This is a genomic window from Paenibacillus nitricinens (genome assembly GCF_052056485.1).
Lineage (GTDB): Bacteria > Bacillota > Bacilli > Paenibacillales > Paenibacillaceae > Paenibacillus_AQ > Paenibacillus_AQ nitricinens.
In genome coordinates, this window is sequence record NZ_CP183948.1 from 2,396,788 (window position 1) to 2,420,325 (window position 23,538).

General features: G+C 43.3%; 25 protein-coding genes. 19 read left to right on the forward strand and 6 right to left on the reverse strand.

Features of this window, described 5'->3' with window-relative positions; translation table 11 throughout:
- Positions 1–13: 13 nt before the first annotated feature.
- Both ACN6KS_RS10365 and ACN6KS_RS10370 read right to left on the reverse strand, forming a co-directional pair.
- The gene (locus ACN6KS_RS10365) at positions 14–685 is read right to left on the reverse strand and encodes a zinc metallopeptidase (protein ID WP_042186846.1); all 672 of its coding nucleotides are present in this window, start codon (positions 683–685) and stop codon (positions 14–16) included.
- Positions 686–720: 35 nt separating this feature from the next.
- On the reverse strand, positions 721–1,155 hold the full coding sequence (locus ACN6KS_RS10370) for a MerR family transcriptional regulator (protein WP_042186848.1): 435 nt from the start codon (positions 1,153–1,155) through the stop codon (positions 721–723).
- Positions 1,156–1,700: 545 nt separating this feature from the next.
- Between ACN6KS_RS10370 and ACN6KS_RS10375 the strand changes: the two genes are divergently transcribed.
- From ACN6KS_RS10375 to ACN6KS_RS10385, 3 genes are read left to right on the forward strand one after another with little or no spacing between them, the layout of a single operon-like run.
- Positions 1,701–3,095 (forward strand): ammonium transporter, encoded by a 1,395-nt coding sequence (locus ACN6KS_RS10375; RefSeq protein WP_094872280.1) that lies wholly within the window; start codon positions 1,701–1,703, stop codon positions 3,093–3,095.
- A 40-nt stretch (positions 3,096–3,135) separates the two neighbouring features.
- Entirely contained in the window at positions 3,136–4,209 is a 1,074-nt protein-coding gene (locus ACN6KS_RS10380; protein WP_440962389.1) for a DUF294 nucleotidyltransferase-like domain-containing protein, read from the forward strand.
- Positions 4,206–4,955, forward strand: a complete 750-nt coding sequence (locus tag ACN6KS_RS10385) for an exonuclease domain-containing protein (RefSeq protein ID WP_440961953.1) — start codon at positions 4,206–4,208, stop codon at positions 4,953–4,955. Before ACN6KS_RS10380 ends, ACN6KS_RS10385 begins: the two co-directional genes overlap by 4 nt.
- Here ACN6KS_RS10385 and ACN6KS_RS10390 read toward each other — a convergent pair.
- Positions 4,937–5,413: a Mov34/MPN/PAD-1 family protein gene (locus ACN6KS_RS10390; RefSeq protein ID WP_094872284.1), complete on the reverse strand. Its 477-nt coding sequence runs from the start codon at positions 5,411–5,413 to the stop codon at positions 4,937–4,939. The two genes, ACN6KS_RS10385 and ACN6KS_RS10390, sit on opposite strands and share 19 nt — an antisense overlap.
- 159 nt (positions 5,414–5,572) lie before the next feature.
- On the opposite strand from ACN6KS_RS10390, the gene ACN6KS_RS10395 reads away from it, so the two are divergent.
- Positions 5,573–6,136 (forward strand): TlpA family protein disulfide reductase, encoded by a 564-nt coding sequence (locus tag ACN6KS_RS10395; RefSeq protein WP_341134389.1) that lies wholly within the window; start codon positions 5,573–5,575, stop codon positions 6,134–6,136.
- Positions 6,137–6,549: 413 nt separating this feature from the next.
- Here the strand turns inward: ACN6KS_RS10395 and cimA are convergent, their stop codons facing one another.
- Positions 6,550–8,169 (reverse strand): citramalate synthase, encoded by a 1,620-nt coding sequence (gene cimA, locus ACN6KS_RS10400; protein WP_440961954.1) that lies wholly within the window; start codon positions 8,167–8,169, stop codon positions 6,550–6,552.
- Between the two features lie 179 nt (positions 8,170–8,348).
- On the opposite strand from cimA, the gene ACN6KS_RS10405 reads away from it, so the two are divergent.
- The 3 genes from ACN6KS_RS10405 (at position 8,349) to ACN6KS_RS10415 (ending at position 11,640) form a co-directional block, all read left to right on the forward strand.
- The gene (locus ACN6KS_RS10405; protein ID WP_373455811.1) at positions 8,349–9,680 is read left to right on the forward strand and encodes a DNA polymerase IV; all 1,332 of its coding nucleotides are present in this window, start codon (positions 8,349–8,351) and stop codon (positions 9,678–9,680) included.
- A gap of 149 nt (positions 9,681–9,829) precedes the next feature.
- Positions 9,830–10,072, forward strand: coding sequence for a ferredoxin (locus ACN6KS_RS10410; RefSeq protein WP_042186857.1), 243 nt, complete (start codon positions 9,830–9,832; stop codon positions 10,070–10,072).
- Between the two features lie 134 nt (positions 10,073–10,206).
- The gene (locus tag ACN6KS_RS10415; RefSeq protein ID WP_440961955.1) at positions 10,207–11,640 is read left to right on the forward strand and encodes a L,D-transpeptidase family protein; all 1,434 of its coding nucleotides are present in this window, start codon (positions 10,207–10,209) and stop codon (positions 11,638–11,640) included.
- Here ACN6KS_RS10415 and ACN6KS_RS10420 read toward each other — a convergent pair.
- Positions 11,637–11,774, reverse strand: coding sequence for a hypothetical protein (locus ACN6KS_RS10420; RefSeq protein WP_167348489.1), 138 nt, complete (start codon positions 11,772–11,774; stop codon positions 11,637–11,639). The genes ACN6KS_RS10415 and ACN6KS_RS10420 overlap by 4 nt on opposite strands.
- Before the next feature lie 211 nt (positions 11,775–11,985).
- Here ACN6KS_RS10420 and ACN6KS_RS10425 point away from each other — a divergent pair, with 211 nt between their 5' ends.
- The 12 genes from ACN6KS_RS10425 (at position 11,986) to ACN6KS_RS10480 (ending at position 22,960) form a co-directional block, all read left to right on the forward strand.
- Entirely contained in the window at positions 11,986–13,080 is a 1,095-nt protein-coding gene (locus tag ACN6KS_RS10425; protein WP_094872290.1) for a quinone-dependent dihydroorotate dehydrogenase, read from the forward strand.
- Between the two features lie 30 nt (positions 13,081–13,110).
- Positions 13,111–13,923: a GTP pyrophosphokinase gene (locus ACN6KS_RS10430; protein ID WP_042126350.1), complete on the forward strand. Its 813-nt coding sequence runs from the start codon at positions 13,111–13,113 to the stop codon at positions 13,921–13,923.
- The gene (locus ACN6KS_RS10435; protein WP_094872292.1) at positions 13,913–14,365 is read left to right on the forward strand and encodes a DUF309 domain-containing protein; all 453 of its coding nucleotides are present in this window, start codon (positions 13,913–13,915) and stop codon (positions 14,363–14,365) included. Before ACN6KS_RS10430 ends, ACN6KS_RS10435 begins: the two co-directional genes overlap by 11 nt.
- A gap of 102 nt (positions 14,366–14,467) precedes the next feature.
- A complete protein-coding gene (locus ACN6KS_RS10440; RefSeq protein ID WP_094872294.1) occupies positions 14,468–15,988 on the forward strand; it encodes an RsmB/NOP family class I SAM-dependent RNA methyltransferase in 1,521 nt (506 codons plus the stop codon).
- A 2-nt stretch (positions 15,989–15,990) separates the two neighbouring features.
- Positions 15,991–16,755: a pseudouridine synthase gene (locus ACN6KS_RS10445; RefSeq protein WP_440961956.1), complete on the forward strand. Its 765-nt coding sequence runs from the start codon at positions 15,991–15,993 to the stop codon at positions 16,753–16,755.
- Between the two features lie 31 nt (positions 16,756–16,786).
- Positions 16,787–17,587 carry a Cof-type HAD-IIB family hydrolase gene (locus tag ACN6KS_RS10450; RefSeq protein ID WP_440961957.1) on the forward strand — a complete coding sequence of 267 codons (801 nt, stop codon included), beginning with the start codon at positions 16,787–16,789 and terminating at the stop codon, positions 17,585–17,587.
- A 267-nt stretch (positions 17,588–17,854) separates the two neighbouring features.
- Positions 17,855–18,328, forward strand: a complete 474-nt coding sequence (locus ACN6KS_RS10455) for a hypothetical protein (RefSeq protein ID WP_440961958.1) — start codon at positions 17,855–17,857, stop codon at positions 18,326–18,328.
- 154 nt (positions 18,329–18,482) lie between these two features.
- Positions 18,483–18,773 carry a hypothetical protein gene (locus ACN6KS_RS10460; RefSeq protein WP_094876134.1) on the forward strand — a complete coding sequence of 97 codons (291 nt, stop codon included), beginning with the start codon at positions 18,483–18,485 and terminating at the stop codon, positions 18,771–18,773.
- Between the two features lie 325 nt (positions 18,774–19,098).
- Positions 19,099–20,271, forward strand: a complete 1,173-nt coding sequence (locus ACN6KS_RS10465) for a serine hydrolase domain-containing protein (protein ID WP_179281673.1) — start codon at positions 19,099–19,101, stop codon at positions 20,269–20,271.
- 49 nt (positions 20,272–20,320) lie between these two features.
- Entirely contained in the window at positions 20,321–21,142 is an 822-nt protein-coding gene (locus tag ACN6KS_RS10470) for an ABC transporter permease (protein WP_094872305.1), read from the forward strand.
- Positions 21,139–21,921 (forward strand): ABC transporter permease, encoded by a 783-nt coding sequence (locus ACN6KS_RS10475; protein WP_280786896.1) that lies wholly within the window; start codon positions 21,139–21,141, stop codon positions 21,919–21,921. The genes ACN6KS_RS10470 and ACN6KS_RS10475 overlap by 4 nt, the downstream gene beginning before the upstream one ends.
- 22 nt (positions 21,922–21,943) lie before the next feature.
- A complete protein-coding gene (locus ACN6KS_RS10480) occupies positions 21,944–22,960 on the forward strand; it encodes an ABC transporter ATP-binding protein (protein WP_256989927.1) in 1,017 nt (338 codons plus the stop codon).
- On the opposite strand, the gene ACN6KS_RS10485 is transcribed toward ACN6KS_RS10480, so the two are convergent.
- Positions 22,929–23,498, reverse strand: a complete 570-nt coding sequence (locus tag ACN6KS_RS10485) for a TetR/AcrR family transcriptional regulator (protein WP_440961959.1) — start codon at positions 23,496–23,498, stop codon at positions 22,929–22,931. The genes ACN6KS_RS10480 and ACN6KS_RS10485 overlap by 32 nt on opposite strands.
- Positions 23,499–23,538 lie beyond the last annotated feature (40 nt).

Sequence of the window (23,538 nt, forward strand, 5' to 3'; positions counted from 1 at the left end):
GCTGTATTTTGTATTAGTCGCGGTTACCTAAAAAGACGGTAATCAAACGAAGCAGCTCGAGTAAGGAAACTAGCGCGGCGGCAACGTACGTTAATGCAGCTGCGTTTAGGACTTTGGCTACTCCGCGTTCCTCTTCGTTACGAATGTAGCCTTGCTCTACCATGACTTGACGTGCCCGGTTGCTGGCATTGAATTCAACAGGTAGTGTCACAAGCTGGAAGGCAACAGCGGCCGAGAAGAAAATGATTCCAAGGCCTACAAGATTAAAGTAACCGAATATAAATCCTGCCATAAGCATGAATGGTGCTATACCTGATGCGAAATTAACTACTGGGAACATCCGGTGACGTAGTGTTAACATAGGATAACTTACTTTATGCTGAATGGCGTGACCCACTTCGTGACAAGCGACTGAGACTGCTGCGATAGAACTCTCGTAATATACGGGTTCTGATAAGCGTACAACTCTGTGAATCGGATCATAGTGGTCAGAAAGTGTACCTCTTACAGGCTCAATCGGAACATCGTGAAGTCCATTTGCGTCGAGCATACGTCTAGCTGCTTCATATCCTGTCAGACCGTTTAAGTTGGCCACCTTGGACCATTTGCTGAATGTCCCTTTAACTCTGAACTGGGCCCATAATGAAAAAATAAAAGCGATAATTACTAATAGATACATTCCCATAGCTGCATTCCTCCACTGTATTGTAAATATGGTATTTACATTGGCGGTCCTTGCGTAAGCAATAGAAGCCGAATCGCCTCCATGCAGGCCACTCCTTGTGGGAGTAGGTTAGAGAGCGCGCGTCTGGCCTGTCCCGGCTTCAGACCGCTTATAATTGGTTCAAGTGCCTTTACTTCACGTTCTAGTCGCTGCATATGCTGCTCAAGCTCGACTAATTTATCAGATACGTCAGTTTCAGGAGTAGCCTCGCTCCATTTGCTCATCATGGATTTGATTTCTTCCAATGAATACTTGTCATGCTTTAATTGATTAATACGTTCTAAGTCGACCAAGGTTTCATGACTGTAAAGTCGGTAATTCTTGGTGCTTCTTGACTCTGGGGAGATTAATCCCAGCTTCGTGTAATAATCAATAGTACGCTCACTGATATGAGCAGCCTTAGCTAATTCTCCGATTCGATATAGAATCATATCCCCATGTTACCTCGCCTCACTAATCGAATTCGACTGCCCACTGAGGGGAGTCGCTCCTATATTGGTGGTTTCTATTATGCTATCTGTAATGATAACAAACTGGAAACCATACAGTCAAACGTCATACTTTCATAAAGTATATGCATTAATAAGAGGTTAATTCATGAAATGAAAATGCGTTGTTTATATACAATACACTCAAACTCCATATGATATCAAATTTGAACCGATTATGCTCCTTAAAATAGCTCGACTATAAACATTACATTTAATGATATGTTTATAGAATAATCAATAAGAAGAATTCGATAAAAAGTAATTTTAGAGCGGATGTTCACGTAGTTATTTCAATGAATTTCATGTTGTATGGTCCTGATATTCTGATATAGTCCAAGCGTACTGTGGGAAATTTGCGGGTTTGATGAAAATAAAATAAAAACATTCCCAAAAATAGTCTTGTCAATTTACCTGACTTCTGATTATAATGACATTAAGAGTTTCACGCTTTGTTAGAAAATATAACATTGGGGAGTGGGGTAAAAATGAAAAAGAAATGGTTGATGATGTTACTGGCCATGATTACGCTGATGGTGTATCCGGTGAGTGCTTTTGCGGCGGACGGTCCAACAAATGCAGATTTGCAGGTCGGATTGGATACCGCGTTTACCTTCCTGGCATTCATCTTAGTTTTCTTTATGCAAGCAGGGTTCGCAATGCTTGAAGCAGGATCAGTTCGAATGAAGAATGCAGGTCACGTAGCCGGTAAGACAGTACTGACACTAGCCATTGCGAGTGTATGTTTCTGGGCCATTGGCTTTGGACTGGGCTTCGGTAACGGTAACGGCTTCTTCGGTACTACAGGCTTCTTGTATGGCGGAGATTCAACAGCATCTTCATTTGAATCACTTGCATTTTCTGATGTTACTTTAAATGTTAAATTCTTGTTCCAAATGGCATTTGCAGCAGTTTCCTTAGCTATCGTATCTGGAGGCATGGCAGAACGTGCAAAGATAAGTGTGTACATTATATTCGGAATTCTATTCTCAATCGTAATTTATCCTGTCGTAGCACACTGGGTATGGGGCGGCGGCTGGTTGGCTGAGCTGGGAATGCAAGATTATGCAGGTTCCACGGTTGTCCATCTTACAGGTGCCACTGCAGCGGTAGTGGCAACCATATTGCTTAAGCCACGACTTGGTAAGTTTAATAAAGAAGGTAAACCTGTTATTATTCCAGGTCATAATCAAGTATTTACTGTACTCGGTGTGATTATCCTCTGGTTTGGTTGGTTCGGATTCAATCCAGGTAGTGCTTTGTCCCCAATGGGAGGTTTCTTTGGTCACGTAGCATTAACTACGAATATCGCAGCAGCAGCAGGCGGCTTGGCGGCATTAATTGCTTCTTGGTTGTATTTTGGTAAATCTGATATTCCAGCAATGCTGAATGGTGTTTTAGCTGCATTAGTTGCGATCACTGGTGCATGTGCTTACGTTGAACCATGGGCAGCAATCATTATTGGTTTAGTAGCGGGTGCGTTCACATTCATGACTTCCCAATGGCTGGAACGTGCTGGACTTGATGATCCAATTTATGCTTTCTCAGTACATGGTATTGCGGGGATGTGGGGCGCGGTTTCCACGGGTCTGTTCGCTGCACCGGATCTTATCACTAAAGGCGCTTTGGTAGGGGAAGCCGGATTGTTCTACGGTGGAGGTTTCCACCAATTGGGTGTTCAAGTGCTTGGGGTAGTAGGAACATTTGCTTTCGTAGCCGTGCTTTCTTTCATTATTCTATATGTAATGAAGGTAACAACAGGACTTCGTGTTACGGAAGAAGAAGAATTGATGGGTCTGGATATCAGTGAGCATGGTACTTATGGATACCCTGAACAAATGAAATTAATTGCAGAATCGGAATCCAAAACCCTTAAACAATAATATTAATCCTGAGAATAGGGAGGCGGACCGTGTGGCTTCGATGGAGTTAACAGATGGGTATAATGAAGAAAGCTTTAGGACCATCGTTTTAGCCGGTTCGCCACAGGAACTTAGAGAGAGGCGAATTGCCTGCCAAAGTATTCTTCTGGAACAGTTGAATGTAATTCCTATTGAGGAATGGATGTTTCGTGTGAATACAATGCATGATCTTATTGCAAAGACTGCAGTACTAATATGTGAGGCGCAGATGAAAGAGGCGGGCTATGGCCCGCCTCCCTGTGCTTACTCCTTTATTGTGTTTGGTAGTTGTGGAAGGCAAGAAGCCACTCTGTGGAGCGATCAGGATAATGGTTTGATCGTTGAAGGTGAACCGGATGGGGTGAAGAATAGATACTTTGAATCTTTTGGAATGATGTTATCCGATCTGCTTGAAGAAGTTGGATATGAGAAATGTGCAGGAAAGGTAATGTGCTCCCAAGGGATGTGGAGGAAGACGTTATCGGAATGGAAGGAGCAGTTGAAGGAATGGAGAAACCAGTTGGAATGGGAGCCTATTCGGTATCTTATCATTTCTTCGGATATGCGCCATGTTGCGGGAAATAGGGAGTTATCAGCATTGTGGCAAGCGGCTTTCTATGAGGGTTTTATTGATAATGAGGAGTTGTCTGTGGCTGTTCTTCGCAATACAGTCCGCCATAAAGCGACTTTAAATCTTTTGGGGAAGGTGTTGACAGAGCGCTTTGGGGATTATGCAGGTGGATTCGACATTAAGTATGGAGTCTATATCCCGCTAGTGAACATTGTCAGACGCTTGTCGTTATTGCATGGCATTAAAGCTAGCTCGACCTTAGCGCGAATTGAAGCGCTTGACCGGCTTAATGAGTATCAATATTTGAATGCTATTCGGCAAGCTTTCTTGTTGGCTATACGGATGCGAGTGAACACGCCTATTAGTGTGCAGGATGGATTGTTAGTCAGTAGTGATTATGTTACGGAGAGTGAACTGAAGAATAAGCAGCTGTTGTCTGAGCTGCGTGAAAGTCTGCTGCTGGTTAGACGCCTTCATCGGGTGTTGCAGCGTCAGCTCCGCTCAGCGGAAAGGTGGCGAACATGAGGGAGCCGAACAAGAACGGAGGCTTTTGGAATAATCTGAGACAAGGCGGAATGCCTTCGGCAATTGCTTCAATGAAAGGTGGAGAAACGGCTCATCAAACTGCGCAGCAAATGGCCTATATCCGCTCACTTATGCGAGAGAAGCGTCGTCCTGAGGTGCTACGTACTCCGCTGTGTGAACTGGAGACGGTTATCTTTGATTTAGAGACAACTGGATTCTCCCATCAGCATGGGGATGAAATCATGTCGTTTGGTGCAATTAAGGTGGTTGGAGAGGAAATTAAGGAAGAGGAATACTTTTATACCTTGGTGAATTGTCAGACAGCAATTCCGGATGATATTACAAGATTAACAGGAATAACGGAAGAAATGACGGGGTCTGCACCCTCCTTAATAGATGGTCTTCATAATTTCATGTCTTTTGTGGGACAAAATGTGCTGGTAGCACATGCAAGCTCACACGATAAAGCTTTCCTTAATGCGGCGCTATGGAAAACTTCTAAAGTTCAGCTTACACACAGGGTGCTGGACACGATGATGCTTGCACGTTGGCTCGAGCCACAGCGAAGTAACTATTCGCTCGATGAACTGCTATTAGTTCATGGAATTCCAATTCAAGGCCGTCACCATGCGTTAGAAGATGCCAAAATGACAGCCCAGCTGTGGGTAGCTTACCTTCGGGAAATTTCGGAACGGGGCCAAGTAGATACCTTAGGTGATTTATATGCTTATTTAAGTAGAACGTGAAGCGGGGCATGAGATAGTTCAGGGAATGGTATTCCTTGTTCATTTAGCGACCGCTCAATATAAAATCCATTCAGCAATGGAGAACAATCATCTTCAGTTCTCGGAGAACCAATAAGGTAGACCTTAAATTCAGATCCTAGTGCTGCTAGTCCTATATAATCAGCGACCGAAGGGATAGGTTCTGAATTAGGATGGGAATGAAATAAACCGATGAGTGTCGGCTCATTATAAAGCACATGAATCCACTCTTCAGGGTGGGGAATAAATGTGTGCAGCGGGTCTGGCGCTACGTTGCGCATAGGTACGTAAGTATCGATGAGCATGCCACCCGCTGCGGCAGCACCCAGCAGGACTCCACATGCTTCATGTGGATAACTGGACAGCAGGTGCTTCCCCAGTGCTTGCTGTACGGAATATTTCAGTCTTATAGGCTGGACATTTCCCTGTAATGCTGCCATTTGTTCACCCCTCTCTCTTCATTAGGGTTTCGTCGCTGACGAAACTCTCTTTTTTATTATAATCCATATATTTTTCCATAAAAATTGGATGGTTTGAAATTTAACCTGATGAGGGTACAATAGTAGAAAACTATTCCAATTGCAAAGGAACAGAGCGCTATGAAACCAAGCAACAAATTAAATATAACCGTATTACTTTTAGTTGTGTGTATTGCAGGTTTTGCTGTATGGCATAATCGTGAGCCGAAGGCTGAAGCTGTTTTTGGACAACAAGATGAGTCGCCGATGAAAGTAGGACCTAAAGCTGGACTGCTCGCGCCTTCATTTACACTACAAGGTACAGATGGGACTACCTATGTAGTAGATGGGCCAAGAGAGAAAGCGGTCATTGTTAATTTCTGGGCATCTTGGTGTGATCCCTGCAAGCTGGAAGCTCCAGAGCTCAACGCCATGGCTACTAAGTATAAGGATGTTCTAGATATTTACGGTATTAATGTGAGTAGTCAAGATTATAAACCCAATGCAGAACGTTTTATCAAGAAATACGGTCTTGTGTTCCCGGTGATGTTTGATATGAAAGATGAGGTGTATAGCAAATATAACGGAGCTGTATTTCCTACCAACGTACTTATTGACAAGAATGGAGTGATCTCTGAGATCATTCTGGGCGTTCTTAGTCCGGAAGAGCTGGAGGAGAAAATTATCAAGCTTACCGAATCGTAAAATTGATTCACGGCTATCAAAATCGCAAAGGTTAACAAAATGGTTGTGTTGTACAAGGGTAACGGAGGCTAAAAAAAAATAATCAGGGAAATTCTCCCTAAAATACAGAGATTCTTCGTCATCCAACTCATAATTAGGGAAAACATCCCTATAATTTAGTTGTTTTGGTTGGAAATAACGAAATCACCCTGACTTTTAGGGAGGAATTCCCTGTTTCTGTTCAATTAGAGCGAAAATCAGCTATTTTTAGGGAGTTTTTCCCTGATCGCTCTAACGCCCAACGTACATAATCTATGGCTTTAAGTCAGACGTCGTTATACAGCTTATTTGATAAAAAAAGAAGCCACCCCATACGTAGAATACTACTTTTGGGAAGCTTCTTTTTTGTCTTACAAAAGTCTATAAGGGATTAATTAATGATTGACCAGGCCTCTAGGTTCGTTGCTGGTCGTCTTCTCATTCTCCAACGAGAGCTCATTGAGAAGTGCGTAACGCATACTGTCAACAAGCGCTTCCCAGCTGGCTTCAATGACGTTACCGGAGACGCCAACCGTACTCCAAGTGTCTGTGAAGTTCTTGGATTCAATCAATACCCGTACTTTGGCAGCAGTCTGATCCTGTTCGTCTATAACACGGACTTTATAGTCGGACAGATGCATTTCCTTCAGTTGCGGGAAGTAGGTCTGCAGCGCTTTACGCAGCGCATTGTCGAGTGCATTAACCGGACCGTTACCTTCAGCAGCGGTATAAAGGTTCTCATTGCCAACCTTCAGTTTAACGAAGGCTTCAGATACAACTGGATGCTCTGCGGTTTTTTCGACTAACATCTTGAAGGATTCAAAGGTAAAGGTTTCATTCATCTCGCCTGTAGCTTCCCGAAGCAATAGCTCCAGCGAGGCATCGGCACCTTCGAATTGATACCCCTGATGCTCCATCGTTTTGATCTTCTCGATCACCCGGCGAGCTTGCTCGCTGCTTGGATCCAAATTCAAACCCATATCTTGCGCCTTGGAGAGCACATTGCTCTGTCCAGCCAGTTCAGAGACCAGCACACGTTGTTTATTCCCGACAAGCTCAGGAGCAATGTGCTCATAGGTCCGTGAATCACGCATGATAGCGGAGACATGGATTCCACCTTTGTGTGCGAAAGCTGCATTTCCGACATAAGGTTGATTTACCGGCAGATTAACATTGGCAACTTCACTAATATAACGTGCTGTGTTCGTAAGCTGCGGTAAAGAATCATCAGGAATACAGTGGTATCCCATTTTAAGCTGAAGGGTAGGGATGATGGAACATAGGTTGGCATTGCCGCATCGTTCGCCGTAACCATTAATGGTACCTTGAACTTGCCGTGCTCCAGCACCGATGGCGCTAAGGGTATTAGCTACCGCCAGCTCACAGTCATTGTGAGTGTGAATTCCGAGGTTTGCTCCAGGTAGCTGCCCAGCCAGAGCGGTAACAATCTCATGAATTTCAAAAGGCAATGTTCCACCATTGGTGTCGCACATGACAAGCCAATCTGCTCCGGATTCCCGGGCTTTGGACAGGACGGCTGCTGCATACTCAGGATTGTTCTTGTATCCGTCGAAGAAATGCTCGGCATCAAAAATCACTTCAAGGCCTTGGCGTTTCAAGTAGGATATGGAGTCGCCAATCATGGCGAGATTCTCCTCAAGCGTAGTCTGTAATGCAGTGTGTACATGAAAATCCCAAGATTTTCCGACGAGTGTAGCAGCAGGAACCCCTGCATCAATCATACGTTTTAAATTGTCATCGTTTTCGGCCAAGGAATTCTTCCGCCGAGTGCTGCCGAACGCTGTGATTTTGGCGTTCAGATGAAGCTCCTTGACTCTTTTGAAAAATTCAATGTCTTTATTGTTGCTTCCCGGGATGCCACCTTCAATATAGTGCACACCCAGATCATCGAGCTTCTTGGCAATCTTCAGCTTGTCGTCAGCCGACAGACTGATGCCTTCACCTTGGGTGCCGTCGCGTAATGTAGTATCGAAGATGGAGATGGACTTAGACATGAGTGTCCTCCTAAAAGTTTTGTAAGCTTCGTCTTCCGGATTCACTTCGTGCAAAACTCACATCGGAAGCATTGGCAAGGGAAATGAATTTATATATTATAGCATTTTTACGCGGGAATGTAACAAAGAACTTTACAGCCTCTTAAGTTGACCTAACCGCAGCGGAGAGGTATTCTAAATTGGACAATAGAGACCCTGAGGATAAGAAGGTAGATATTGTGCAGAATGTTGATCAGTATTATCCAACGAGTGGCAGGGTCATCCTGCATGTGGATATGAATGCTTTTTATTGCTCGGTACATGAGGCAGAGGATCCTGACCAATTCAGAGGTAAGGCTACTGCGGTTGCGGGTAGCGTTGAATTGCGGAAAGGGATTATTGTTACTTGTTCCTATGTCGCCCGCAGATTGGGGATCTCGACGGGTATGCAGGTTCAGAAGGCGCTTCGTATTTGTCCATCGCTTATCGTTATTAAGCCGGACTTCCATTTATACCGCAAATATTCTAATGCGTTTATGCAGATTGCTTATAGCTATACACCATTATTGGAGGCAGTGTCGATAGATGAATGTTACTTAGATATAACTGGCTCTCGACAATTCGGTACGCCTATGGAAATTGCGGAAACTATTCAGCGCCGTATAATGGAAGAATTGGGCTTGCCATGCTCCATTGGTATTGCTCCAAATAAGCTTCTGGCGAAGATGGCTTCGGATTTAAAAAAGCCAAATGGTATTTCGGTGCTGCGGCTGCGTGATGTACCTAAGATTTTATGGAACAAGCCATGTAATGAAATGTTCGGTATCGGTGGAAAAACGGCAGAGAAGCTCCGTAAGCTGGGAATTTACAGCATTGGTCAATTAGCGGCGTCTGATGAGAAAATGCTGGTTGAGAACTTTGGAGTTATGGGCTCATGGCTAAAGCGTGCAGGGAACGGCATCGATCATGGGATAGTAAATCCTGAGCGAGAACAAAGTAAGTCGATCGGACACACCACTACACTGCCTCGGGATGTTATTGGCCTCGCTGAGGTACGCCCCATTTTGCTGAATCTAAGTGATCAGGTAGCGCGGCGCTTGCGAAAGCAAGGGCTTGTGGCTTCAGGTGTGCAGCTTACCATTCGGACGCCGGATATGAAGACCATTACTCGTTCGCGTCAGCTTGAGGCACCTTCAGAGAGTGGAGAAGATATTTACAAGTCTGTCTGTGATCTTTATGTTCGACATTGGAATGGCGAGAAACCAGTCCGACTGCTTGGTGTGACCTTGCAAGGATTAATCGCAAAAGAGGATTCTGCCATTCAGCTGGATTTGTTCGATTACGAACAGCAGCCTAAGAAAGAGTCACTGACCAAGGCCATGGATATGCTTCGCAATAAGTTTGGTGAAAATGCAGTTTTGACCGCTGGGATGTTAAGTGACACCCATTCTGCAAGACTCCGTAATCATAAGGAACGAGGCACCTCACTGCAAAAGGATAATCTGTTGTCTGTTGAGTCAGATAAAGATTGAAAAAACGTGTCGAAATTGATACTATAGAATGCGTCAGAAATGCAAACGTATTGAAAATCAATTGAAATTGTATTCTTTTTATATTAATATGAGAAAAATAAGACGCTGGTTCAACAGCGCAGCATTGCTTAACGGGAGGCAGAGAAAAAATGGCTAAGTACACTTGGGTCGAAAAAGACACTTGTATCGCTTGTGGTGCATGTGGCGCAACGGCTCCTGATATTTTTGATTACGATGATGAAGGTTTGGCAGAAGTTATTTACGAAAATGACAGAAACTGCGGTGTGACAGCGATTCCGGACGATTTGTTTGATGATCTCCAAGATTCCTGTGATGGTTGCCCAACCGACTCCATTAAAATTGCGGACGAACCTTTTAACAAAGAAGGTTAATTACTCGATAAAGAGTAACGTGCGACACCAGATAAAGACATCTTCTGCGAACATTTTGTTCGGCTAGGGATGTCTTTTTTGCTGTGTCTGACCGATATTAATAAAGTAGGAATTATAAACTCTCGGAGGTTCCGATGAAGAACTCACAGCACCTCAAAGCATATGTACAGATGCACCCAGATAACAAAATGGCATGGTACTTGCTGGGGAAGGAATACTATAAGAACGGTCAACATGGAAAAGCTAATTATTGCTTCAATCAGGCTGGTGAAGTGTATGAGGCTTTCGAGCATAGTAAGGTACCTGCTGAAATGCTGCGCGATTACGAAGATGGATTGCTGCAAGCGAGTCGCCAGCGTGAGCGCGGCCAACAAAGATTGCGATACATATCACTGGCGCTAATGCTTCTTATACTGTTAATGGTACCTTCAGCAGTGGCTCCGGGTATTGGTGTTACAGAAGAGCAAGAAGTCCTTCAAGACACGGCAGCTCCAGAAGTCAAAGATCTGCCAGATCCAAAAGACTCCGTCCAAGAGCCAGTTATTGAGGCGAAAAAAGTGATGTATACAGCGCAGGAAAATGCAACTGAGGCTTCGCAAGGGAAGTTAATGGCGAAAATGCTAATACGTAAAGAACTTTTTGAAGCTGCTGCGTTAGGGATGGAGCGAGAGGGAAAGTGGCTACTCTGGAAAGAAAAGCTTCCGCTAAATTTCACACTGCAAAAGAATGGAAAGGGCCGGATGGTATATCAGTCTTACGATCCTAAGGTATGTGCATGTGAGCCGCCAGAGCAAGGGCAAATTGCCAAGGATGGAGCAGAATGGCAGGGTGAACAAGAGGAGCTTGCCACACTATGGAGTGCAATCCGGGCTTATCAAGATGCTAAAGGGAAGCTTCCAGATACATTAGCGGATTTGACGGGATCTTTTCCTGAGAACTGGATAGGTGGGACGACAACCGTCATGAAGCGGGAATTCAGCCCTCTTAAAGCGGTGGCTAAGAACAAGATGGCACCGGGAACAGAAGACATAGCGCAGCCTTCAAGCTCATCTAACGATGGTGTGAGGATTATACCGACAGCATTAAGTGTGAGTGGAAGTGTTGCGAGTGACGTTCCTTTTTTTGATCAGCCGCTAAGGGTCGTTGTAGATAAACAAAATCACCGATTGGCGGTAGTCAGCGGTTCTATTATTCTACGAAATTATGAGGTAGGACTTGGCGGAGATAAGACACCAGAGGGCAATTTCGTGATTACAGATAAAGTAGTCAATCCAAATGGTCGAGATGATGGGGATTTCGGTAGCAGAGGGCTTCAGCTTTCAGACAGTAATTATGCTATTCATGGCACGAATGAGCCTGACAGTGTGGGTAAGGATGAATCCCTTGGATGTATTCGAATGGGCAGAGGAGATGTGGAGGAGCTCTTCGCGCTGATTCCTAAAGGTACAACAGTAGTGATTAGTAAAGGGGTTCTGCCTGAAAAGCAGCTTGTGCCGGCTAAACGCTTCAGCTCTACTGCTAAGCATGATCAGACCAACCCCCATAAAGTATACCACTGGCTGAATTAGTTTCCTGCAACGATAAACAGAACGATGATTAGAAGAATTAGTAAAGTTAAACTGACGCCGATCCACATTAGCGCTTTACGGTTAACTTCTTCTTTCTTTTGCTGCAAAGTTGGTGGTTTACGTTTAGTAGACATACTGGGCATACCTTCTTTCTCTCTTAATCGCTGATTACACCTATATTGTAATGCGTTTACAAGAAAATTACTATACTCTGCGTTATGTACGCAACATACTCGCACTGTAAAATACTTTTCTTTTGTTCAAGAAAAGGCTAAAATTAAGAAGAAACCTACAGAAACGGGTAGACACGTGGATTAGTGAAGTACCCCTTAAGGAGCGAGAACGGTGTTGTATCGTAATTTTGGTAAACCAATTTTTTTCAAGATTGATCCCGAGAAGGCTCACCATCTCGTCATAGGTGGATTGGATAAATCGTCATCCGTGCCAGGTGGAAGCGCGGCGCTACGTTTAATGTACGGAGTTCCTGAAACGGCGGATTTAGCGGTTGATCTGTTTGGCACGCATTTCCCGACGCCAGTTGGTCTTGCTGCAGGTTTAGATAAAAATGCCGATGCGGTAGTCGGATTCTCTTCGATCGGGTTTGGATTTATGGAAGTGGGCACGGTTACCCCTAAGGGTCAACCGGGTAATGATAGCCCTCGATTGTTCCGTCTTCCTTCGGATGAAGCGCTGATTAATCGAATGGGCTTCAATAATGAAGGGGCTGATGCTATGGCACAGCGTCTGAAGAAATTAAAGAATCGGAGAATTCCTATAGCAGTTAATATTGGCCGGAATAAGATAACTAGTAATGAAGCGGCTCATGAAGACTATCGTCAGTGCATCCGTACGCTTTATCCGTACGGTGATTTTTTTGTGGTCAATATCAGCTCTCCGAATACACCTGGTCTTCGCAATCTCCAGCATGGCAGTGAATTATCGTTCCTGCTGGCGCAAGTGAAGGAAGAAATGGAGATTCAGCGTAAAGCGACCGGGATTACCAAAAGCTTGTTGGTTAAGATAGCACCAGACGTAAGTGATGGAGAGCTGGAGTATATGGTTCAGACGCTGACAGAAGCTGGTATGGATGGTATTATTGCTACGAATACTACATTGAACCGTGATGGACTTAGTCATGAAAAGGCTAATGAGACGGGGGGCTTAAGCGGCAAACCGCTGCGGGACCGCTCAACGGAGATCATTCGCAGTATTTATCGCCAGACGGAAGGGAAGATGCCGATCATAGGATCAGGCGGCATTTTCACCAGTCAGGATGCGTATGACAAGATAAGAGCAGGTGCGAGTCTGGTTGAAATTTATACAGCTCTCATCTACGAAGGACCGGAGGTTAACCGCAAATTGCATGCCGGATTACGGCAGCTATTACGGCGGGATGGATTCAGTCATATCTCTGAAGCAGTGGGTGCTGATCATCACTGAAGGAGACGAAAGGACAGGAGGACGAAGGCGATGGACGGCAGGGACTGGGGAACTTTTTTGCTTCCATATGAACAGACTGTGGAAGAATTGAAAGTTAAATTCAAAACAATGCGTTCGGAGTTGAAGAAAAGAGAGGAATACACGCCGATAGAATTCGTAACGGGGCGTGTAAAGCGGCTGTCAAGCATTCTGGAAAAGGCGAAACGGCTGAATGTGAAGATGGAAGATCTGGAGACGGGGATTGAAGACATTGCAGGAATTCGGATCATGTGCCAATTCGTGGAGGATATCCGCAGAGTGGCCGAATATATCCGGGCCCGTAAGGACCTTGAAGTACTCTATGAGAAGGATTACATCACTAATTATAAAGAGAGCGGCTACCGCAGCTTCCATATGATTATTAAATATCCTGTGCAAACAGCGCTTGGCCAGAAAATTGTGCTCGCGGAGATCCAAATTCGTACGCTAGCTATGAATTTCTGGGCTACCATAGAGCATTCCCTGAACTATAAATATCGTGAGAGTCTGCCCGATGAAATGCGTGTTCGACTAAAGACGGCAGCCGAAGCAGCATCGATCCTCGACAGTGAAATGTCCAGTATTCGGGAAGAGATTCTGGAAGCACAGAAGACATTTGAGGAAAACTCGAATATGACCACTCAGATTCTCAAGGCTATTCATCAATTGTATTTCTATCACTTGGTGAATGAGGCTATAGATACGCAGGCTCGCTTTAACGAAATATGGCAGGTTCAGGATATGGAAGCGATGAAGGAACTTCTAGATCATGTGCGGGGACTTCTTTCCGCAGCTAAAAAGGATAGTTTGCCGGATGGCTTATGAACCATTGTACTTGGAATACCTAGTGTACTTTAATCGTGACAGGGATTATTTCGAATGTCACGAGGTACTCGAAGAACTGTGGCTTGCCCAGGAACGAGATCCTTTGTACAAAGCACTTCTCCAAGTAGCGGTAGGGTTATACCATTTTCGCAATCAGAATGTGCGCGGTGCAGCTATTATGCTGAGTGGTGCTTCTGCCAAACTGGAAGAATATCCAGCAGCGACACTCGGGATTAATCTGGCGAAACTCGTGGAGGAAGTGAAAGATTATGTTCGGCGCTTAGCATCATATGATGAGCGGCCATTTTCTTATTACGATCTAACCATAGAGATTATTGATCCAAGTCTAGCGGACCAAGTGGAGAATGCAGCTGTAGCTATCACACCAAATAACCCTCAACGACGTGGTCCTCAGAGACCGACATCCTTTCATCGTAAGTAAAAGATCCTCTATATATGAGTATTGTATAAGGGACACCCGTAAGGGTGTTCCTTGAATCTTTAAACACCTAAATTTTTGCAATACTATCAGGAGGACGGCATCATGGCGGCACAATTGCCCAGTTCTTTCAGCGAGCGTATGATGGCCATGCTGGGAACAGATTATAATCAATTTGCGGATTCTTATAAGGAAACCCCATACGGAGGCGTCCGTGTTAACACCTTGAAGATTTCCGTGGAGAGCTTAAAGGCTCTTTCTACTTTAGGACTGGAACCCATTCCTTGGTGTCCGACAGGATTTTATACAGAGAACGGGGCTAGACCTGGTAAACATCCTCACTACCACGCAGGTTTGTATTACATTCAAGAGCCGAGTGCGATGGCACCTGTGGAATTGCTTAATATTGAACCAGGTGATCGTGTACTTGATTTATGTGCCGCTCCTGGAGGTAAATCTACGCAGATTTCTGCCAAGCTGTTAGGTGAAGGATTACTGGTTAGTAATGACCTTCATCCAGAACGGACTAAAGCCCTAGCCAAAAATCTGGAGCTTTACGGGGTTCGTAATGGTATTGTACTGAACGAAAGTCCAGATCATATCGCGGCTGCATTCCCGCTTTTTTTTGACAAGATCTTGATTGATGCTCCTTGCTCTGGTGAAGGGATGTTCCGTAAAGATGAAGACATGGTGAAGCAGTGGGATTCAGGTACACCTGCCAAATATGCTTCCATGCAGCGGGATATTTTACGTTCTGCTGCAACAGCATTGGCACCGGGAGGTACACTTGTCTATTCCACCTGTACGTTTGCCACAGAAGAAAATGAAGAAATTATAGCGGAGTTTATTTCTGAACATCCACAATTCTCAGTGGTAACGGTAGGAGGTACAGGCTCATTCGCTCCTGGCTTTGGAGCACTCTCAGGTACAGCAAGACTGTGGCCGCATAAGGTGAAAGGCGAAGGACATTTCATGGCTGTACTGCAACATGGAGGAACAAAGCTTTCAATGGAGGAACGTGATCACTTAGAGGTCAAGTTTAAGGAATCTGCAAGAACTACTACTCCAAAAGGTGTAGCACATGTTAAATCATCCAATAAATCAGAAGGAAGACGGGGGAAAGAAGGGAGACCTTCTCACAAACCTACTGGGGGAGCTGACCGTGGTCGGCAAGGCTCTGTTGAGGAGCAAGCTTTGGCTCTGTATGGGAATTTTGTACGAGATCAGCTTGGGTGGGAACCTAAAGGATATCCGGTTCTGTTCGGTGACCATCTGTACATTTCTCCACTTCCTAAGGAAAGACTAAATGGATTAAAGACGATTCGTCCAGGATGGTATGTAGGACAAATCCGTAACGGAAGATTTATCCCGGGACATCCGATGGCTACAGCTTTGCATCCGGAAGAAAGCTGCCGAAGTGTCTCACTCTCCAGTACGAATCATGAAGCTATTTCCTATCTTAAAGGAGAGACGTTGTCGATTTCTCAAGAACGTCTCTCTATTAGAATAGGAAGTGCACAAAAGGGATATGTTCTGGTCTGCATTGATGGCTACAGCGCAGGCTGGGGTAAGTGGCAGGATGGCATACTCAAGAACGAATATCCCGCAGGCTGGAGGTGGATGTAACAATGAGCCAATCAGGTAAGCCCGCCAAAAAACAACGATTAGATAAAGTGTTGTCCCATATTGGAGTGGGGTCGCGCAGTGATATCCGTAAACAAGCTAAACAAGGCTTAATATTGGTGAACGGGACAGTGGTAAAAGATAGTGGGTTTCATGTGGATCCTTATGCCGATAAAATAGAGGTAGGGGGAGAGGTTGTTACCTACCGTGAATTCGTATATCTTATGATGAACAAACCCCCGGGTGTCCTGTCAGCTACGGAGGACAAGCGGGATCGGACAGTTTTGGATCTATTAAAGCACGAATATGCACAGTTTGAGCCGTTTCCAGTAGGAAGGCTAGATAAGGATACTGTAGGACTGCTGCTGATCACTAATGATGGGAAGCTTGCCCATGAATTGCTGTCGCCACGTAAGCATGTGCCGAAAACGTACGAGGCAACCATCGAGGGCGATGTAGACGCGGATGATGTCGCGGCTTTTGCAGCAGGGGTGGAGCTGGAAGATGGCTACGTTACTTTACCTGCACACTTAACCATTCTTGGTAGAGAGCGCGGCAGCAAAGTGATTTCTCATATTTCACTTATCATCACTGAGGGGAAATTTCATCAGGTGAAGCGTATGTTTCAGGCGGTTGGCAAAAAAGTCACTTTTCTGAAACGTATATCTATGGGAGAATTGAAGCTGGATGAAAGTCTGCCGCTGGGAGCTTGTCGGGAACTGACATTAGAGGAACTGGCACTCTTAGGTACAGAATCATCTCAAGGATAATATAGAAAAAGAAAGACAAGGATGGTGGAGTATGAGATACAAACTGATTGCACTAGATGTGGACGGTACGCTATTAAATGATGATCACCACTTAAGCTCTGAGAATAAGGAAGCTATTGCTGAGGTTACACGTCTTGGCGGTCAAATTGTATTATGTACGGGACGCAGTCCACAGAACTCGATTCCTTTCATGGAGGAAATGGGGCTGACCGGTTACGTGCTTGGTCACAATGGAGCAGCGACGGTACGAGTGGAAGATCGAGAAGTGCTGCATCAATATGGTATGGATGCACGTGGTCTTGACCCCTATATTGACTATTGCCGTAAGCACAATATTCATTATGATGTGAATACTGCTTTTGATATGTATGTTGATAATGTAGAGAATCTGACTAAAGAAGCTAATTATATGTATGAGCACTTCCGCATTGTGCCAGCGACGCTACCAGCCTGGGAAGATTTCCGTGAACCGGTTGTTAAGTTTACTGTATTTACACAGCCAGAAATCCTTGACGAAGCTGAACGTGAATGGCGTACTTGGGCTCCTGATTACAATATTTTGCGGAGTGGTGAATTTTTCGTTGATTTGATGCATCCTGAATCTTCTAAGGGCAACGCATTAAGAAATCTCGCTGTGAAGCTGGGAATTCCTCAGGAAGAAGTCCTCTCTATCGGTAATTATTTTAATGATATTTCTATGCTTACTTATGCGGGAATGGGCGTGGCGATGGATAATTCTCCTGTAGAGGTAAAAGCGGCAGCGAATGCTGTTACGGGTTCGAACAACGAGCATGGTGTGCGTGATGCACTGGTTAAATACTGTTTATCCTAAGTTCTTTTGAATTTGAAGAATAAGTTTAGATGCAAAGCATAAAGCGGGCTTAAATCCGTTTTATGCTTTTTTGTTATTGAAAAAGTCGGTTGTTCCACTACTCTTTGATTTGCAAATTTCATTTTCTCCTTCAATCTCTAATCATATTTGATATAATTGATAGATATTAATTCCAATATTTAGTTGATATGTAATTAGTAACATGATGGGATACGGACTCCGATAAGTTGTTAGCTTTTACTGATATGAATACGAAGGAGGGAAAGGATGAGGCGTACTTCTTATTATGTGTTATTAATTTTGATTATTCTAATAAGTGGATGTAGCGGTGGTAATCCAGATAGAAATTTATCAATGAATTATGATTTCGCTGAACCGTTTAGATTTCCATTTGAAGTGAATGAAGTTCGTACGGAAGTAGAAATGGATGATCCATATGCACTCCAACAATATGTATTTCATTATAAAAATAAGCAGACTACACAGGAAATAAAGTTAATTCTTAGTAAGGTTATTGATGATCCAGAGAATGTATCAGAGGTAGGTAAGTCACCTTTTACACTAAAAAATGGTAAGCAAGCCTATTACGAAGAGGATGAGAATAGTCAATCCATTTGGTGGGAAAGTAAAGATGGTTTCTTGGCCCGCTTTGTTTATTATATCAACGGGTATCTTGATCCGTTAGGTGATTACAAATTGAATGATTCTGATTTAATAGACTTAGCTAATCAGGTTCAGTAATTTTATGAATGCACATCCGTCTAGGATTAAGCTATTGGAACCCATAGTAAAGCTATGATCATTAAAGGGGTGAAATGTTATTCGAAGTTCTTTAATACATGTACTCCCGTTAATTCTCCTTATATTTCTGTTGGGATGTAATAATGACGGATATATGCTAAAAGGGGAAAGTGAAAGTTGGAAAGGTGACTATAGAGTTAGTGTTACAGGAAATAGCAGGAGTGGAAAATATACCTTTAACTATCAGAAAGATGATTGGAAAGATGTTGGTAAATACACTGTAACCGTCGGTAAGAACGAGCTCATTTTAGAAGAAGATGGTTTGTTAAACCGCTCAATAATAATCACGGATGATCAAATTAGTTCAATTCACGATCAAGAAAGTACTAAAGATGTAAGCATTGAATGGGACGGGAAAAAAGAAAAAATTGAATTAAGCAGGTAGGCGTAACATACGCCATTACTATCCCCAGGCACCATAGGATGTCTTATGGATCATAAGGCTTAGCTGATGGAGAGACTGTTCAACCCAAAAGCGTAACATGGAAATTATTCGTTAATACTAAGGTAGAACAGCGTTTTCAGCTCGATTCATGGCAACAGCCAACTGGAAGCGAGGCCGTATAGAATATTTAAATATAAAGTTGACCTTCCAGTTTGGTGGCTTTTGTTGTAAGAATAGTAGTGTAAGGGTATTATTGGTAAGGTGCATATTTACATTTTTGAGAATTGATATTGCAATTCGTAGAATGATAGGGGGAGTGCGAATCATGTTATCATCCACAGAGCTAAGCAAGCTGAATGAGGCGAATTACAGGGAGGATCGTTTAGAGGCACTTAATCATTTTTATGAGGATCTCTGTGATCAGAAAGTGGCTGATGGTTATATTTATTCTCTTAGTCGTTATGGAAAAATATTTGTTAATGGAGCGGGGGGACGCTTCAGTTACGAAGAAGATAGCACCCAAGGAATGAAAACGGATACAATCTTTCGGATCGCTTCAATTACTAAGCTCTTTACGGCAACAGCGATCTGGCAGCTAGCAGATGACGGTAAGATTTTCATGGGGCAGCCAGTTAGTTCTATTCTTCCTGAGTTTGATGCCGATCCTTTTAAGCCGATTACAATTGCTCATTTACTGACGCATACCTCCGGCATCGCACCTGATCATGGCACTATAAGTGATACCTACTATAAAAGTGCATGGTGGTATATTTATGAATCAGAGCTCGGAAAAGAAAACTGGATAAAAGCCGGACTTTCTTATGGTATTCGTTTTCCGGTAGGCACGCAATGGATGTATTCCTCGTTCGGATACGTGGTTCTTGGTGCAATTATCGAGAAAATAACAGGTGTGTTTGCAGAAGATTACATAATGGACAACATTGTAAAACCGTTAGGCATGACAGATACTTTCTTTGATATACCGCCTGAGAAAGCTGGTAGGATCGCCATTCGTTCGGAAGAGGCTAAGGAATATCTTCAGAAACTTCAAGCAGGCGATCTAACCGATGAAGAAAGAAAGTCTGATGAGGAAATCAAGACTCCCGGGACTGGTGGGGGACTGTATTCAACCGTTAATGATCTACAAAAGTTCGGAATCATGCTGCTTAACCAAGGGGAATACGAAGGTGGTCATATCTTAAGTCGGATGGCTGTTCAGAAAATGACCAAGCGGTTTAATTCTGAGAAGCTTCCAAATTACGCATGGGGAGATGGAGGAGCAGATAGACCCTACGGTCTTGGGCCAGACCTTCGATATAATGAAAGTACATCTTATTCTGAAGGCACTTTTTTTCACGAAGGATGGGGGTCTTGTTCTTTGGTCGTTGATCCGGTAGAAAAGCTGATTGCCGTTTGGTATATCCCTTTTCATAAAAATATATGGGACGGTAGAGGGATTTTCGGCTCAAACAATGTGATCTGGTCCGGACTCGAATAAGAAAAAGATTATATGTTGTGAGATATCAAAGATAGGCAGGATGTGACTTATGTTTGAGAAGATAAAGCACCGCTTTCACGTTATGAGAGCGGTTGCTTTTGTTACTTATAAGGAATGGAGTGCGTACAGAACGCATTCGATGGTTTCTATTTTTGTAGGCCCGGTATATTTTCTAGTGCAGTATTATATATGGAGCGCTGTTTATAGCGGAGAATCCTCTATTAATGGGATGTCGCTCTCTCAGATGCTCTCTTATTTTTGCGCCACGATGTTGATCAACTACTTGACCATGGATTTTGCCGATTGGAACTTACAAATGCTCATTCGCACCGGGAAGTTCATTACGTTCTCTTTAAGACCAATGAATCATATGTTCTATGCATTGTCTCAGAAGGCAGGGCATAGGGTACTTGGGCTTCTATTTGAATTTATACCCTGCTTTATGATCTTCTTCTTTATTTTTCATATTGATGTTATACCCGCAAATTTACTATACGCAATTCTTTCTATAGCGATGGCGTTCATGATGAATTTTTTCATTCATTATAGTATTGGAATGGTCGCCTTTTGGATGGTGCAATCCTCCAGTATTCGTAACTTTTTCAGTCTTTGTGAGGGGATATTCTCAGGATCACTGATTCCATTAGTCTTTTTCCCAAAATCCTTACAGATGGCTTCCTTTTTCTTACCGTTTCAATATACGACCTTTCTGCCTGCAATGGTCTATACAGGTAGCTATACTTTAGCTGATATAACCTTACCTATTCCTCAAGTTTTGTTGTTACAGTTCATAGCTGTTATTATTGCCGGAATAGTCTGCCGGGTGCTGTATGCGGTATCGCTTAAGCATTTTACGGGGGTGGGCGCATGAAACGTATGTATCTAATCTACAAAACTTGTATGAAGGCGAATATTGCTTCTGCGATCACCTATCGTGTTAATTTTATTCTTAATAGTTTGATCATGCTCATAGGGAATGTGTTGTTTCCCTTAGTAACGGTGTTCATCTATAATTCGAATGCTTCATTTGAAGGATGGACCTTTAAAGAGGCACTATTAATTCAATCTGTGTTTATTCTGTCTACGGCTTGTGCCGGGATTTTTTTTAACGGAATTATGTGGAATACGATGTCCCATGTAGTCGAGGGTACGCTGGAAGTGGTATTAATTAAACCGACCTCGAGCTTATTTTTACTGTTGGCTAGATCTTTTGAATTCGAAAGTATCGGGCTTTTGGGTGGTGGGGTAATTATGTTCGCGTACGCTCTTAGTGGAATCGAAGGGGTGACTTTCAGCTCTTGGTTATTATTCCTGTTGTTGTTTGGAGCTGGGCTGCTGGTCATGTTCGGCGTGGCGCTTATCGTTGCAGCGATTTCCTTCAAATGGGTGGCGAATTCCCGCTTGCCGGAGATGTTTGAAAGTATTAAGTCTTTTGGGCGGTATCCAGGGACGATTTTCCCTAAAGCAGTCGTAGCCGTAAGTTCTTTTCTATTTCCGGTTTCCATGATTGCTTACTTTCCAGCATCTACTCTGATTGGACGATGGGATGCCTATTTTTTTATAGCGATTATCCCTTGTGTGTTATTTGCTGCCTTCGGAATTTGGCTCTATACGTACATGCTTCGTAGTTACAAAAGTGCCGGAGGATGAATTTGTATGAAGGAGAATTACATTGGACATTATTACCGTCAAAAACTTAACTAAGCAATATGAAACCTATCACCGTGGACAAGATGCAAAAAGCGTATTTAAAAGTCTGTTTCACCGTGAAAAATCGATAATTACCTCTGTAGAGGATCTTTCGTTCAGTGTTGGAAAAGGAGAGATCATTGGCATTCTAGGTCCAAACGGTGCGGGGAAATCAACGACGATTAAAATGCTGACAGGCGTTCTCTATCCCACATCGGGAGAAATAAATGTTCTTGGGTACAACCCTCATAAGCAGAAAAATCAATATGTAAAACAAATCGGGGTATTGTTCGGACAGAAATCGCAGTTAATTTGGGACATTCCTCCTTTGGATAGCTTTTATATGAACAAGGAAATATATGATATTCCCATGAATGATTTTCGTACAAGACTAGACCGGTTTGTAAGTATGTTCGAAATTGGCGATATTATCACTAAACCTACGCGAACCCTCTCTCTGGGGGAACGAATGAAATGTGAGTTTATTATGGCCATGCTTCATTCTCCGCCAGTGGTTTTTTTGGATGAGCCGACGATCGGGCTGGATGTTATAGCTAAACAAAGAATCAGAGAATTCATTAAGCAAATGAATCAGGAAGGCACCACATTTATTCTAACGACACATGATTTGGAAGACGTTGAGCGTTTGGTGCAAAGAGTACTAATTATTCATCAAGGTAAAAAAGTTTATGACGATAAGTTCTCCGAACTTCGACTTCATCTGGGCGCTAAAAAAGTGGTCAGGCTTTCTGCAGCTACAACGATTGGAGATATTGACCTGCCTGGGACTCTGATATCGGATAGAATATCGGATTACGAAGTGGAATTAGAAATCGATACCGAGCAGTGTAAAATGGGTGAGTTTCTTCATATTCTTAGCGAAAAGGTAGAGATTCTTGATATATCCATTAAGGAAATCCCGATTGAAAAGATTATTAGCTCTATTTATGAGATAGACAATGACAGTCTCAAGACTGAGTACGGATCATCTGCAGATTAAGATCAAGCATGGACCATAACTTTTCGGTGATCTCTTTTGCAGAACAAGCATTGTTATGAGTAAACCACCATTCAATTACGCCGACAGTCGCCGAACTCAAAAATTGCACGGATATATCCTTACTTAACTCATCTAGGTTTAAATTGTTTTCTAAGAATTGTAATTTGATCTGATTATTTATCACATCTTGTAATTGGTTTCTAAAGGAGAGCAGCGTTTTGTTTCTTAATAAAGTCTTATAAAAGAGAGCATTCTCCTCCAATTGTTCCAGCGTGCGGAGTAATGATGACTTAGAGGGATTAGGTTCGGTTTCATCCTCCACTGCGGAGCAGCTTTCGATTAGTTGTTGGAGCTGAGCCGCCAGGCATTTATCCATCAGATCGTATTTATCCGCATAATGGGAATAAATCGTTCCGCGGTTTACATCAGCGCGCTCTGCGATTTCGTTAATTGTTATTTTTTCAAAATCTTTTTCAGCCATCAGTTGAATGAATGCATTCATGATGGCTGTTTGGTTTTTTTTAATTCTTCTATCCATGGTAATACTCCCTTTTTATTAAACAATATGTTGTGATCTG